Annotated in this window: 12 protein-coding genes; 9 read left to right on the forward strand and 3 right to left on the reverse strand. The window is 57.6% G+C overall.

The annotated features are described in order from the left end of the window. The 3 genes from FQK12_RS28040 to citS all read right to left on the reverse strand — a co-directional run. The coding region (locus tag FQK12_RS28040; RefSeq protein ID WP_370380338.1) for a hypothetical protein at nucleotides 1-61 on the reverse strand (61 nt) is incomplete at its 3' end. 15 nt (nucleotides 62-76) lie between these two features. Beyond that, nucleotides 77-325: an oxaloacetate decarboxylase subunit gamma gene (locus FQK12_RS24150; protein ID WP_014227878.1), complete on the reverse strand. Its 249-nt coding sequence runs from the start codon at nucleotides 323-325 to the stop codon at nucleotides 77-79. A 160-nt stretch (nucleotides 326-485) separates the two neighbouring features. Then, nucleotides 486-1,826, reverse strand: a complete 1,341-nt coding sequence (citS, locus tag FQK12_RS24155) for a citrate/sodium symporter CitS (RefSeq protein WP_014227879.1) — start codon at nucleotides 1,824-1,826, stop codon at nucleotides 486-488. Nucleotides 1,827-2,231: 405 nt separating this feature from the next. Here citS and citC point away from each other — a divergent pair, with 405 nt between their 5' ends. The 9 genes from citC to FQK12_RS24200 all read left to right on the forward strand — a co-directional run bounded on the left by citC (nucleotide 2,232) and on the right by FQK12_RS24200 (nucleotide 13,451). Further along, nucleotides 2,232-3,260 carry a [citrate (pro-3S)-lyase] ligase gene (gene citC, locus FQK12_RS24160; protein ID WP_014227880.1) on the forward strand — a complete coding sequence of 343 codons (1,029 nt, stop codon included), beginning with the start codon at nucleotides 2,232-2,234 and terminating at the stop codon, nucleotides 3,258-3,260. 29 nt (nucleotides 3,261-3,289) lie between these two features. Then, entirely contained in the window at nucleotides 3,290-3,583 is a 294-nt protein-coding gene (citD, locus tag FQK12_RS24165) for a citrate lyase acyl carrier protein (protein WP_014227881.1), read from the forward strand. Further along, the gene (gene citE, locus FQK12_RS24170) at nucleotides 3,580-4,449 is read left to right on the forward strand and encodes a citrate (pro-3S)-lyase subunit beta (protein WP_014227882.1); all 870 of its coding nucleotides are present in this window, start codon (nucleotides 3,580-3,582) and stop codon (nucleotides 4,447-4,449) included. Before citD ends, citE begins: the two co-directional genes overlap by 4 nt. A gap of 10 nt (nucleotides 4,450-4,459) precedes the next feature. Beyond that, the gene (citF, locus tag FQK12_RS24175) at nucleotides 4,460-5,986 is read left to right on the forward strand and encodes a citrate lyase subunit alpha (protein WP_014227883.1); all 1,527 of its coding nucleotides are present in this window, start codon (nucleotides 4,460-4,462) and stop codon (nucleotides 5,984-5,986) included. Between the two features lie 82 nt (nucleotides 5,987-6,068). Continuing rightward, nucleotides 6,069-6,914, forward strand: a complete 846-nt coding sequence (gene citG, locus FQK12_RS24180) for a triphosphoribosyl-dephospho-CoA synthase CitG (RefSeq protein ID WP_369816094.1) — start codon at nucleotides 6,069-6,071, stop codon at nucleotides 6,912-6,914. A gap of 245 nt (nucleotides 6,915-7,159) precedes the next feature. Then, complete coding sequence (dapB, locus tag FQK12_RS24185) at nucleotides 7,160-7,981, forward strand: 4-hydroxy-tetrahydrodipicolinate reductase (protein ID WP_014227885.1); 822 nt, start codon at nucleotides 7,160-7,162, stop codon at nucleotides 7,979-7,981. Between the two features lie 457 nt (nucleotides 7,982-8,438). Continuing rightward, nucleotides 8,439-9,587 (forward strand): glutamine-hydrolyzing carbamoyl-phosphate synthase small subunit, encoded by a 1,149-nt coding sequence (gene carA, locus FQK12_RS24190; RefSeq protein WP_014227886.1) that lies wholly within the window; start codon nucleotides 8,439-8,441, stop codon nucleotides 9,585-9,587. An 18-nt stretch (nucleotides 9,588-9,605) separates the two neighbouring features. Beyond that, a complete protein-coding gene (carB, locus tag FQK12_RS24195; RefSeq protein ID WP_014227887.1) occupies nucleotides 9,606-12,830 on the forward strand; it encodes a carbamoyl-phosphate synthase large subunit in 3,225 nt (1,074 codons plus the stop codon). Between the two features lie 387 nt (nucleotides 12,831-13,217). Next, a complete protein-coding gene (locus FQK12_RS24200; RefSeq protein ID WP_014227888.1) occupies nucleotides 13,218-13,451 on the forward strand; it encodes a YgdI/YgdR family lipoprotein in 234 nt (77 codons plus the stop codon). Nucleotides 13,452-13,587: the final 136 nt, after the last annotated feature.

Genomic DNA, 13,587 nt, shown 5'->3' on the forward strand with positions numbered 1-13,587 from the left:
GGGTGGCGAAAAGGGACTGGTGGGCGTCGCGCAGGACGACATCGGTAATGGCAACGGTCATGGATTCCTCCGTGAATTAAGGGTTAAGTCGGCGATGGTGGTGGATAGCGGCGGCAATCACCGGCGCCAGGCGGGCGAAGTCGTCAGCGGGCGCTACGGCGGCGGGTGCGGCCTTCGGCGCGGGAGCCGGTTCGGGGAAGAAGCGGTTGACGGCGGCGGACATGCCGCGGATGGCGAAAATCAGCAGAAACAGAAACGCCAGCACGAACCCCATGCCGAGGAACATCAGGGTGAAGCCTTCACCCAGCAGAACTGCATCACTCATGAAAAGATCCAAAAGTAAGGGCACGATGGCGTGCCTGAAGGCTAACCAAACGATACTTCCGGCTAAGGAGTAGGGTGGATTTCCCGAAGCCGCCCCCGGCTCTGGACCCTAAAAAGCACCGCTGTGGTTGACGCTCAAACATCGCCATCGTGCGTGTTGGTTACATCATCATGCCGAACACGATGCTGGCGATGACCAGCACAATACCGCCGCCCAGACGGGAGGAGATTTGCGCATAAGAGATAAGATTCATACGGTTACAGGCCGAGAGCACTTCCAGGTCGCCCGAGCCGCCGCGGTTGGCCATGCACAGACCGGCGGTGATCGCGGACTCAATCGGGAAGAAGCCAATCATCCAGCCGCCGACGGCTGCGCCGACGACCGCACCCACCACGATCACCGCCGCGATGATGACGTTCGCGAAGGTAATCGCGTCGATAATTTCCTGCAGGTCGGTGTAGCACACGCCGACGCCGACCATCAGTACCCACAGCAGCTGCTTAGAGAAGAAGTCAGACAGGCGTTTGGCCCCGGCTTTGATCTCCGGCGAGCAGAGGCCGGAAGCGTTCAGCGCCGCGACGATCAGCACCATCCAGGCGAAATAGTGGATAGAGACGCCGCCAATGCTTGGCAAAATTTTCTTGGCAATAACGTAGGCCAGCAGGAAACAGGTGGTGGCGAGCACCAGGCCGACGGCGGTTTCGCGATGGGTAATCTGGCCCGCTTTTTCATCGTCGTCGACTTTAAAGGAGGCTTTACGCACCAGTTCGCCTTCACCGCTCAGCCTGGTGTGTTTTTTACCGATAATATCGAGGAGTGCAGCAAAGACGATGGCAAAGATGTTGGCGATGGTCAGGATAGCAATCGCGGTGGAGTAGTACTCTTCACGCGAACGGCCGGTGACGGAGTGATAAATTTCAGACAGCGGCACCGCGCCCGCGCCGTTGCCGCCGCCCATAATCGGCAGGACGTACAGCATCATGATGCGGTCGATGGAGATACCGAAGCACAGGCCAATGATAATCCCGAAGATGGATGCGCCGAGGATCCCCATTAAAATGGTCGGAATATAACCCAGCAGAGATTTCAGCAGCAGCTTACGGTTAACCGAGAGGATTGCGCCGGTAATCAATACTGCGATGAATAAGTTCAGGAAGTTACTTTTATCCATCACATTAGTGATCGCATCAATTTCTTTCTGGGTGAAAATGCCGGCGTAAACGAAATAGGCGGCCACGAGGAAGATCATCACCGGCGCGCCGCCAATATATTTATTGAAGATTGGCAGGCGTTTGCCAATTTCGCCAAAAACGGCGCCAATAATAAACATGATCGCAAAGCCACCAACAATGTCGGTCGGCAGGGCATTATAAAAGTGTGAAAGTAGTAAAGTGATTAACGCAAAGGCGTAAAGCGGTAGCGGCATGCCGAAGATTTTAAACCCCAGAATATCGCTAACCCCTTTTTTCTCCGCAGATGGAGCCTGGCTCATATTAGTCATATGACGTCACCCTGTTAAAAAAAGGAATATACACATCATCCTTCAAGCTGCCTCTTTGTTGGCAGCCTTCACTCACCCCAGTCACTTACTATGCGTAAGCTCCTGGGGATTCATTCAGTTACCGCCTCGATGCAACTTGAATGATTTTGTGTATTAATGCCGTTAGAAAAAACAATAATAGGACGGCGGCATAATAATAAATATGTTCCCCGGCGATATGTGATTATCTTCACTGATTAGTCGTGTTTTTAATTAATTTAATTGTTTTTATTCTGCTGAATTAATTAACAACATAAAAACCATAAAGCCAATTAAGGTACGCGGAAAAATGTGATTGAAATAAAAGAACCGCTGCGGGAACGATGGCGAAATACAGCTCGTTTTGGTCAATGAAGCGCGAAAAAAATGAATCTGATAGTAAAACGCGTCGCGGTACAGCTCGACCCACGGCGGCGAGAGGCCGTTGACCTCTTTCTTCATCAGCACCAGCTCACGCTGGAGGCGGACTGCGAATGGGCGATTATCGTCGAGTACCAGCGGCGCATTGTCGGCTGCGGCGCCATTGCCGGATGCGTCCTGAAGTGTATTGCCGTCGACCCGTCGCTGCAGGGGGAAGGGCTCAGCCTGAAGCTGCTGACTGAACTGATGACCCTGGCGTATGAGCTGGGCCGCAGCGAACTGTTTCTGTTCACTAAACCCTATAACGCGGCGCTCTTCTCCTGCGCCGGGTTCTGGCCTATCGCCCGCGCGGGGGAGCAGGCCGTGTTAATGGAAAATAGCCGCGAACGTCTGGCCCGCTATTGCCGCCAGCTTACGATGTATCGTCAGCCCGGCGAAAAAATCGGCGCCATCGTGATGAACGCCAATCCCTTTACCCTGGGGCATCGTTGGCTGGTGGAGCAGGCGGCTCAACGCTGCAACTGGCTGCATCTGTTCGTGGTGAAGGAGGATGCTTCGTTTTTCCGCTACCGCGATCGCGTGGCGCTGATTGAACAGGGGATCGCCGGGATCGCCAACGTGACCCTGCATCCGGGATCGGCCTATCTGATCTCGCGCGCCACTTTTCCCGGCTACTTCCTTAAAGACAAAGGCGTGGTTGACGATTGCCACAGCCAGATCGATCTGCAGCTCTTTCGCGAACGTTTAGCTCCGGCGCTGGGCGTGACCCACCGCTTTGTCGGCAGCGAACCGCTGTGTGAATTAACCCGTCGCTACAACCAGCGCATGCGCCAGCTGCTGGAAGCGCCCGGCGACGCGCCGGCGATTCAGGTGGTTGAGCTGGCGCGGGTTGAGAAAGAGGGCGCGCCCATTTCCGCTTCCCGGGTGCGCAGGCTGTATCAGCAGCGCCAGTGGTCGTCGATTGCGCCGCTGGTGCCGCCGGGAACCCTCTCTTTTCTGATGCATCTGGCGGAAAGCGAACACCAAACCGCCTGATTTACCTCCATAACTAAGGATCAGCCTCTATGGAAATGATGATTGACGCCCTGGCCGGCACGCTGGAATCCAGCGATGTGATGGTCAGGATCGGGCCTGCGAATGAGCCAGGTATTCAGCTTGAAATCGACAGCATTGTGAAGCAGCAGTTTGGCGCGGCGATTGAGCGGGTGGTCAGAGAGACGCTGACGCAGCTTGGCGTTACCCGGGCGAACGTCGTCGTCGATGATAAAGGCGCGCTCGAATGCGTACTGAAGGCTCGGGTTCAGGCCGCGGCGCTGCGCGCGGCGCAACAATCTCAACCGCACTGGAGTCAGCTATGAAACCTCGTCGCAGTATGCTGTTTATCCCCGGCGCCAACGCCGCGATGTTAAGCACCTCATTTGTTTACGGCGCTGACGCGGTGATGTTCGACCTCGAAGATGCTGTCTCGCTCCGTGAAAAAGATACCGCCCGCCTGCTGGTGCATCATGCGCTACAGCATCCGCTCTACCGGGACGTGGAAACCGTGGTGCGCATTAACCCGCTCAGCACGCCGTTTGGTCTCGCCGACCTTGAGGCGGTGGTGCGCGCGGGCGTCGATATGGTGCGCCTGCCCAAAACCGATAGCAAAGAAGATATCCATGAGCTGGAAGCGCACGTCGAGCGGATTGAGCGCGAATGCGGCCGGGAAGTGGGCAGCACGAAATTAATGGCGGCGATAGAGTCGGCGCTGGGCGTAGTGAACGCGGTTGAGATCGCTCGCGCCAGCCCGCGCCTGTCGGCCATCGCGCTGGCGGCCTTCGATTACGTTATGGATATGGGCACCAGCCGCGGCGATGGCACCGAACTGTTTTACGCCCGCTGCGCGGTGCTGCACGCGGCGCGCGTCGCCGGGATCGCGGCGTACGACGTGGTGTGGTCGGATATTAACAATGAAGAGGGTTTCCTCGCGGAAGCGAATCTGGCGAAGAATCTTGGCTTTAACGGTAAATCGCTGGTCAACCCGCGCCAGATTGAGCTGCTGCACCAGGTTTATGCCCCCACGCTGAAAGACGTTGAACATGCGCGGGAGGTGATCGCGGCGGCGGAAGAGGCGGAAGCGCGCGGTCTGGGCGTGGTATCGCTGAACGGCAAGATGATAGATGGACCGATTATCGATCATGCGCGCAAAGTCGTGGCGCTGTCGGCTTCCGGCATTCGTGATTAAGGAGTAAATAATGAAAGAGACCGTAGCAATGCTTAATCAGCAGTACGTGATGCCGGAAGGATTAGCGCCCTATGCGGGCGTGACGGCGCAGAGCCCGTGGCTGGCCAGCGAAAGCGAAAAGCGGCAGCGTAAAATCTGCGCCTCGCTGGAGGAGGCGATTCGCCGTTCCGGGCTGCAAAACGGTATGACCATCTCCTTCCATCACGCGTTTCGCGGCGGCGACAAGGTGGTCAATATGGTGGTGGCGAAGCTGGCTGAAATGGGTTTTCGCGATCTGACGCTGGCCTCAAGCTCGCTGATCGACGCCCACTGGCCGCTGATTGAACATATTAAGAATGGCGTGATCCGCCAGATTTACACCTCCGGTCTGCGCGGGAAGCTGGGGGAAGCGATCTCCGCCGGGCTGATGGAAAACCCGGTACAAATCCACTCTCACGGCGGCCGGGCGCATTTAGTGCAAACCGGTGAGCTACGCATTGATGTGGCGTTCCTCGGCGTGCCGTGCTGCGATGAGTATGGCAACGCCAACGGCTTTAGCGGTAAATCCCGCTGCGGATCGCTGGGCTACGCCAGAGTGGATGCCGAGGCCGCCGGATGCGTGGTGCTGCTCACCGAAGAGTGGGTGGATTATCCAAACTATCCGGCCAGCATCGCCCAGGATCGGGTCGATCTGATCGTGCAGGTCGACGAGGTCGGCGATCCGGCGAAAATCACCGCCGGGGCGATCCGTTTGACCAGCAACCCGCGCGAACTGCTGATCGCCCGCCAGGCGGCGAAGGTGATCGAACACTCTGGCTATTTCAAAGACGGTTTCTCATTGCAGACGGGGACCGGCGGCGCATCGCTGGCGGTGACCCGCTTCCTCGAAGATAAGATGCGTCGTAACAATATTACCGCCAGCTTTGGTCTGGGCGGGATCACCGGCACGATGGTCGATCTGCACGAAAAGGGTCTGATCAAAGCGCTGCTGGATACCCAGTCTTTTGACGGCGATGCCGCGCGTTCGCTGGCCAATAACCCTAACCATATTGAAATTTCCGCTAATCAGTACGCCAATCCCGGTTCGAAAGGCGTCTCCTGCGAACGCCTGAACGTGGTGATGCTGAGCGCGCTGGAGATCGATACCGGATTCAACGTTAACGTGATGACCGGCTCCAACGGCGTGCTGCGCGGGGCATCCGGCGGCCACAGCGATACGGCGGCAGGCGCGGATTTAACCATTATCACCGCGCCGCTGGTGCGTGGGCGTATTCCGTGCGTGGTGGAGAAGGTGCTGACTCGCGTGACGCCGGGCGCCAGCGTGGATGTGCTGGTCACCGATCACGGTATCGCCGTCAACCCGGCGCGTCAGGACCTGATTGATAACCTGCGTAACGCGGGTATCCCGCTGATGACCATTGAAGAGCTGCAGCAGCGCGCCGAACTGTTGACCGGCACGCCTGACCCGATCGAATTCACCGATCGGGTGGTGGCCGTGGTGCGCTATCGCGACGGTTCAGTGATTGATGTCATTCATCAGGTCAAAAGCGCCGGTTAAACGCGCTGAGGAGAAAGGCATGAGCGAAGTGATGATAAGCCAGCGTCGCCCGTTGAGCCGTCAAACGGTGACGGCGGAGGAGATGGTTTCTCGCGTGGAACGAGCGCTGCTGACCGAAGTCCGCCTGACGCCGAAACCGGGCCTGGTGGATATTCGTAACGCCGGCGCGCATCGGGATATGGATCTGGCCTCCTTTGAGGCCAGCACGGCGGCTGTCGCGCCATGGATGGAGAAGTTTTTCATTATGGGCCACGACACGGCCAATATCACGCCGGAGCAGGTATTGACGATGCTGCGTCCGGTGGGCATGGCGTGCGAGACGGATATGCTGGAGGCTACCGGCGGGGTGAATACCCATCGCGGCGCGATCTTCGCTTTTGGCCTGCTCAGCGCGGCGGCGGGAAGGCTGGTGGCCAGAGGGGAGCCGGTTGAACAGCACCGGGTTTGCGATCGGGTGGCCCGCTTCTGCCGCGGCCTGGTCGGGCGCGAGCTCTCCTCTCCAGAAGGAATGAAGGTCAGTAAAGGCGAAGGGCATTTCCTGCGCTACGGGCTCTCCGGCGCCAGAGGCGAAGCGGAAAGCGGCTTTCGCACCGTGCGCACTCAGGCGATGCCGGTCTTCAATCGCGTTATGGCGGACACCGGCGATACCAATCTGGCGTTACTGCAGACTCTGCTGCACCTGATGGCCTGGAATGACGATACCAATCTGGTGTCGCGCGGCGGGCTGGAAGGGCTCAATTTTGTGCAGCAGCAGGCGCAAAAGCTGCTGTGGGAAGGCGGGGTGCTGTCCGACGGCGGGATGGACGCGCTGCGCCGGCTGGATGATGAGCTGATTATTCGCCACCTTAGCCCGGGCGGCAGCGCCGACCTGCTGGCGGTCACCTGGTTCCTGTCCGGTTTCCCGGCCGGCGAGCTGTTCCTGCACTAATCGCTGCTTTTCTGTCGCCGTATTCCCCGGATTGGCCATACAGGGCCAATCCGGGGTTGCGGACTGCGCGCGCTCCTCGCTTCTCACTACTCCACGGCAAATTCCCGGCACAATCTTATAGTTTTTACTGATATCGGCGGCAGTTTGTCATAAATTTCTAATTATCGGTGTTTTTGAGTAGCGGCTCATCGTTGGGCTGGTTACTCTGAAAACAATTTACGTAGTGTTAACAAAAGAGAATAGCTATGCATGATGCACAAATCCGCGTGGCCATCGCGGGCGCGGGCGGCCGGATGGGACGCCAGTTAATTCAGGCGGTACAGCAGATGGACGGCGCGGCGCTTGGCGCGGCGCTGGAGCGCGAAGGTTCCTCGCTGCTCGGCAGCGATGCGGGCGAGCTGGCGGGCGCGGGCAGGTCAGGGGTGGTGGTGCAAAGCAGCCTTGAGGCGGTAAAAGACGATTTTGACGTTTTCATCGATTTTACCCGCCCGGAAGGCACGCTGGCCCATCTTGCGTTTTGCCGTCAACACGGCAAAGGCATGGTTATCGGCACCACCGGCTTTGACGACGCCGGGAAGCAGGCGATTCGCGACGCTTCGCAGGAGATCGCCATCGTGTTTGCCGCCAACTTCAGCGTCGGCGTCAACGTGATGCTTAAGCTGCTGGAAAAGGCGGCGAAGGTGATGGGCGACTATACCGATATTGAGATTATCGAAGCGCATCATCGTCACAAAGTCGACGCGCCATCGGGTACGGCGCTGGCGATGGGCGAGGCGATTGCCGGAGCCCTGGATAAAGATCTGAAAGCGTGTGCGGTCTACAGTCGCGAAGGCTATACCGGCGAACGCGTTCCCGGCACCATCGGCTTTGCGACCGTGCGCGCCGGGGATATCGTCGGCGAACATACGGCGATGTTTGCGGATATCGGCGAACGTATTGAGATCAGCCATAAGGCTTCCAGCCGAATGACTTTTGCAAATGGTGCCGTTCGTTCCGCTTTATGGATAAAAGGCAAGAAAAACGGTCTTTTTGATATGCGTGATGTGCTTGAGTTGAACTCTTTATAACGATTATTACCCATCGTGATGTGGTTATTGCTTTCAATAAGTAATTGATTGCAAGGGGCAATGTCTTATTGCCCTTTTTTATTTTTGGCGTTTAATCGATTTTTTATCGCCAGGCCTGAAAAATACTATCTTATCCGCCTTATTTTTGTTGTTTTATTGTAAATTTTGACCATCTGGTCTACTTTTTCAATCCCTGCCCGGCGATTTTACAAACATCCTCCTCCGCAAGCGTTTTCCCGGGCGAGTTAGGTGATCTTTTTGCCCGTTAAGGCAGGTATTGCTGAATAGTGGCCTGAAACAAGATTAAAAATATCCGCTTTAAGTTGACTTTTATCCGCCATCTCTCCAGAATGCCGCCGTTTGCCAAAATTCTGCGGGCAACAGATTTGCATTGATTCAGATCTACATTATGAATTAATATGCAAATAAAGTGAGTGGATATTCTCTGGAGGGTGTTTTGATTAAGTCAGCGCTATTGGTTCTGGAAGACGGAACCCAGTTTCACGGTCGGGCCATTGGGGCTACCGGCACGGCGGTTGGGGAAGTCGTTTTCAATACTTCAATGACCGGTTATCAAGAAATCCTCACTGATCCTTCCTATTCCCGCCAAATCGTCACTCTAACTTATCCCCATATCGGCAACGTCGGCACCAATGCCGCCGATGAAGAAGCTTCTCAGGTACATGCGCAGGGTCTGGTCATTCGCGATCTGCCGCTGATTGCCAGCAACTTCCGCAATACCGAAGACCTCTCTTCTTATCTGAAGCGCCACAATATCGTGGCGATTGCCGATATCGATACCCGTAAGCTGACCCGCCTGCTGCGCGAAAAAGGCGCGCAGAACGGCTGCATCATCGCCGGCGATAGCCCGGATGCGCAGCTGGCGCTGGAAAAAGCGAAAGCGTTCCCGGGCCTCAACGGCATGGATCTGGCGAAGGAAGTGACCACCGCAGAAACCTACAGCTGGACGCAGGGGAGCTGGACGCTGGCGGGCGACCTGCCGGAAGCCAAAGCGGAAAGCGAGCTGCCGTTCCACGTGGTGGCCTACGATTTCGGCGCCAAGCGCAACATCCTGCGCATGCTGGTCGATCGCGGCTGCCGTCTGACGGTGGTGCCGGCAAAGACCTCCGCTGAAGAGGTGCTGAAAATGAATCCGGACGGTATCTTCCTGTCCAACGGTCCCGGCGATCCGGCGCCCTGCGACTACGCTATCGCAGCGATTGAGAAGTTCCTGGAGACCGATATTCCGGTATTCGGCATCTGCCTCGGCCACCAGCTGCTGGCTCTGGCGAGCGGCGCGAAGACCGTGAAGATGAAGTTCGGCCACCACGGCGGCAACCATCCGGTAAAAGATATTGATAACAACGTGGTGATGATCACCGCGCAGAACCACGGCTTTGCGGTGGATGAGGCGTCTATGCCCGCCCACCTGCGCGTGACCCACAAGTCGCTGTTCGACGGCACCCTGCAGGGGATTCACCGTACCGATAAACCGGCGTTCAGCTTCCAGGGACATCCGGAGGCGAGCCCTGGCCCGCACGATGCCGCACCGCTGTTCGACCATTTTATCGAATTAATTGAGCAGTACCGTCAGTCCGCGAAATAATCAGGAGTTAAGAGAGCCATGCCAAAACGTACAGATATAAAAAGCATCCTGATTCTGGGCGCGGGCCCGATTGTTATCGGTCAGGCGTGTGAGTTTGACTACTCCGGCGCCCAGGCGTGTAAAGCGCTGCGCGAAGAGGGCTACCGCGTTATTCTGGTGAACTCTAACCCGGCCACTATCATGACCGACCCGGAAATGGCTGATGCCACCTACATCGAGCCGATTCACTGGGAAGTGGTGCGCAAGATCATCGAGAAAGAGCGTCCGGATGCGGTTCTGCCGACCATGGGCGGCCAGACGGCGCTGAACTGCGCGCTGGAGCTGGAGCGTCAGGGCGTGCTTGAAGAGTTCGGCGTGACCATGATTGGCGCGACCGCCGACGCGATTGATAAAGCCGAAGACCGTCGCCGTTTCGACGTGGCGATGAAGAAAATCGGTCTCGATACCGCGCGTTCCGGTATCGCGCATACCATGGAAGAAGCGCTGGCGGTTGCCGCTGAAGTTGGCTTCCCGTGCATCATCCGTCCGTCCTTTACGATGGGCGGCACCGGCGGCGGTATCGCCTACAACCGCGAAGAGTTCGAAGAGATCTGCGAACGCGGTCTGGATCTCTCCCCGACCAACGAGCTGCTGATTGATGAATCGCTGATCGGCTGGAAAGAGTACGAGATGGAAGTAGTGCGTGATAAAAACGACAACTGCATCATCGTCTGCTCCATCGAAAACTTCGACGCGATGGGCATCCACACCGGCGACTCCATCACCGTGGCGCCGGCGCAGACCCTGACCGACAAAGAGTACCAAATCATGCGTAACGCTTCGATGGCGGTACTGCGTGAAATCGGCGTAGAAACCGGCGGCTCCAACGTTCAGTTCTCGGTGAACCCGAAAGATGGTCGCCTGATCGTTATCGAAATGAACCCGCGCGTCTCCCGCTCCTCGGCGCTGGCCTCGAAAGCCACCGGCTTCCCGATCGCTAAAGTGGCGGCGAAGCTGGCGGTTGGTTACACCCTTGATGAGCTGATGAACGATATCACCGGCGGCCGCACCCCGGCGTCGTTTGAGCCGTCCATCGACTACGTCGTGACCAAAATCCCACGCTTCAACTTTGAAAAATTCGTCGGCGCGAACGACCGTCTGACCACCCAGATGAAGTCGGTGGGCGAAGTGATGGCGATTGGCCGTACCCAGCAGGAGTCCCTGCAGAAAGCGCTGCGCGGCCTGGAAGTGGGCGCTACCGGTTTCGACCCGAAAGTGAGCCTCGATGACCCGGAAGCGCTGACCAAGATTCGCCGCGAGCTGAAAGACGCGGGCGCTGAGCGTATCTGGTACATCGCTGACGCTTTCCGCGCGGGCCTCTCCGTTGATGGCGTATTCAACCTGACCAATATCGACCGCTGGTTCCTGGTGCAGATTGAAGAGCTGGTGCGTCTGGAAGAGAAAGTGGCTGAAGTCGGTATTACCGGCCTCGACGCCGACTTCCTGCGTCAGCTCAAGCGTAAAGGCTTTGCCGATGCGCGTCTGGCGAAGCTGGCTGGCGTGCGCGAAGCGGAAATCCGCAAGCTGCGCGACCAGTATGACCTGCACCCGGTCTACAAGCGCGTGGATACCTGCGCGGCGGAATTCGCTACCGACACCGCCTACATGTACTCCACTTATGAAGACGAGTGCGAAGCCAACCCGTCCGTTGACCGCGACAAAATCATGGTGCTCGGCGGCGGCCCGAACCGTATCGGCCAGGGCATCGAGTTCGACTACTGCTGCGTCCATGCCTCCCTGGCGCTGCGCGAAGACGGCTACGAGACCATTATGGTCAACTGTAACCCGGAAACCGTCTCTACCGACTACGACACCTCCGACCGCCTCTACTTTGAGCCGGTGACGCTGGAAGACGTGCTGGAAATCGTGCGCATTGAGAAACCGAAAGGCGTTATCGTGCAGTACGGCGGCCAGACGCCGCTGAAGCTGGCGCGCGCGCTGGAAGCGGCAGGCGTGCCGGTTATCGGCACCAGCCCGGATGCCATCGACCGTGCGGAAGACCGCGAGCGCTTCCAGCACGCGGTTGACCGCCTGAAGCTGAAGCAGCCGGCGAACGCCACCGTGACCGCGATCGAAATGGCGGTCGAAAAGGCGAAAGAGATTGGCTACCCGCTGGTGGTGCGTCCGTCCTACGTTCTCGGCGGCCGCGCGATGGAAATCGTCTACGACGAAATCGACCTGCGTCGCTACTTCCAGACTGCCGTCAGCGTCTCTAACGATGCGCCGGTGCTGCTGGACCGCTTCCTTGACGATGCGGTTGAAGTCGACGTCGATGCGATCTGCGACGGCGAAATGGTGCTGATTGGCGGCATCATGGAGCATATTGAGCAGGCGGGCGTGCACTCCGGCGACTCCGCGTGTTCGCTGCCGGCTTACACTCTGAGCCAGGAAATTCAGGACGTGATGCGCGAGCAGGTGCAGAAGCTGGCCTTTGAGCTGCAGGTGCGCGGCCTGATGAACGTGCAGTTTGCGGTCAAAAACAACGAAGTCTACCTGATTGAAGTCAACCCGCGCGCGGCGCGTACCGTCCCGTTCGTCTCGAAAGCCACCGGCGTACCGCTGGCGAAAGTCGCGGCGCGCGTGATGGCGGGCAAAACGCTGGCTCAGCAGGGCGTCACGAAAGAGATCATCCCACCGTACTATTCGGTGAAAGAGGTGGTGCTGCCGTTTAACAAATTCCCGGGCGTCGACCCGCTGTTAGGGCCAGAAATGCGCTCTACCGGTGAAGTCATGGGCGTAGGCCGCACCTTCGCGGAAGCGTTCGCCAAGGCGCAGCTGGGCAGCAACTCGACGATGAAGAAACAGGGACGCGCGCTGCTCTCCGTTCGCGAAGGCGACAAAGAGCGCGTGGTGGATCTGGCGGCAAAACTGCTGAAGTTTGGTTTCGAGCTGGATGCGACCCACGGTACCGCGATTGTGCTGGGCGAAGCCGGCATCAACCCGCGTCTGGTGAACAAGGTGCATGAAGGCCGTCCGCACATTCAGGACCGCATCAAGAATGGCGAATACACCTACATCATCAACACCACCGCGGGCCGCCAGGCGATTGAAGACTCCAAGCTGATTCGCCGCAGCGCCCTGCAGTACAAAGTGCACTACGACACCACGCTGAACGGTGGTTTCGCGACCGCAATGGCGCTGAATGCCAACGCGATGGAAAAAGTGACCTCGGTGCAGGAAATGCACGCGCAGATTAAAAAGTAATATTATCTGCCAGTAAAAGCGCCTCCGGTGGCCACGCCGGAGGCGCTTTTTTTTGCGTGACGATAAGCCTGGGCGGAATAAAGTGACGCTCCCCTCGGCGCTGAACGTCGAACAAAAACAGGGGGATCGGCGTTAACAGGCCACTTCGGAGAGTTCTGGTTTTCTCTCGCCGGACAGTCAGCTAGCCTAAAGTGGTTAGGGTGATAATGAATATGACTTAGAGCCTATCCCAGTAGGCGTTATTGGCGCAGCCAGTTTGGATACGGACAGCGCGGAGAAACCGGAGCGTACACGTAGTACGTGAGGATTTCGGGCACTGCCCAGGTCCAAAATGGCAAGTGAAATAGTCCTAATGGGATAGGCTCTTAATAACGGGAGAGAAACACCATGCACAACAAGCCCCTCACCGCTGCTATCTTCGCCGCTGCCGCACTGTTCACCGTGGCCGGCTGTTCATCTAATCAGTCGCTAAAAACGACCGACGGAAAAACCATTGTCACCGATGGCAAACCGCAGGTGGATGACGACACCGGCCTGGTGTCCTACAAAAACGCGGAAACCGGCCGCACCGAGCAGATCAATCGCGATCAGGTTAAGTCCATGGACGAACTGGATAACTAAGCGTTATCCACGGCCCCGTACCGCGGGGTCACGCCTGCCTGACCGATCCTCGCCCTGAACGAGAGATAAATCACACTTATCACTGTAAGCGGTTCGATTAACTGTCTACACTCTTGCTGATTACAACAAGAGCTAA

Origin of the sequence: Klebsiella sp. ME-303 (assembly GCF_007910085.1) — a bacterium.
Classification (GTDB): domain Bacteria; phylum Pseudomonadota; class Gammaproteobacteria; order Enterobacterales; family Enterobacteriaceae; genus Klebsiella; species Klebsiella michiganensis.

Bases quoted from the DNA above. Each gene is read 5' to 3' on its own strand.
- FQK12_RS24150 (WP_014227878.1), bottom strand. From the start codon at position 325: ATGAGTGATGCAGTTCTGCTGGGTGAAGGCTTCACCCTGATGTTCCTC.
- citS (WP_014227879.1), bottom strand. From the start codon at position 1,826: ATGACTAATATGAGCCAGGCTCCATCTGCGGAGAAAAAAGGGGTTAGC.
- citC (WP_014227880.1), top strand. From the start codon at position 2,232: ATGAATCTGATAGTAAAACGCGTCGCGGTACAGCTCGACCCACGGCGG.
- citD (WP_014227881.1), top strand. From the start codon at position 3,290: ATGGAAATGATGATTGACGCCCTGGCCGGCACGCTGGAATCCAGCGAT.
- citE (WP_014227882.1), top strand. From the start codon at position 3,580: ATGAAACCTCGTCGCAGTATGCTGTTTATCCCCGGCGCCAACGCCGCG.
- citF (WP_014227883.1), top strand. From the start codon at position 4,460: ATGAAAGAGACCGTAGCAATGCTTAATCAGCAGTACGTGATGCCGGAA.
- citG (WP_369816094.1), top strand. From the start codon at position 6,069: ATGGTTTCTCGCGTGGAACGAGCGCTGCTGACCGAAGTCCGCCTGACG.
- dapB (WP_014227885.1), top strand. From the start codon at position 7,160: ATGCATGATGCACAAATCCGCGTGGCCATCGCGGGCGCGGGCGGCCGG.
- carB (WP_014227887.1), top strand. From the start codon at position 9,606: ATGCCAAAACGTACAGATATAAAAAGCATCCTGATTCTGGGCGCGGGC.
- FQK12_RS24200 (WP_014227888.1), top strand. From the start codon at position 13,218: ATGCACAACAAGCCCCTCACCGCTGCTATCTTCGCCGCTGCCGCACTG.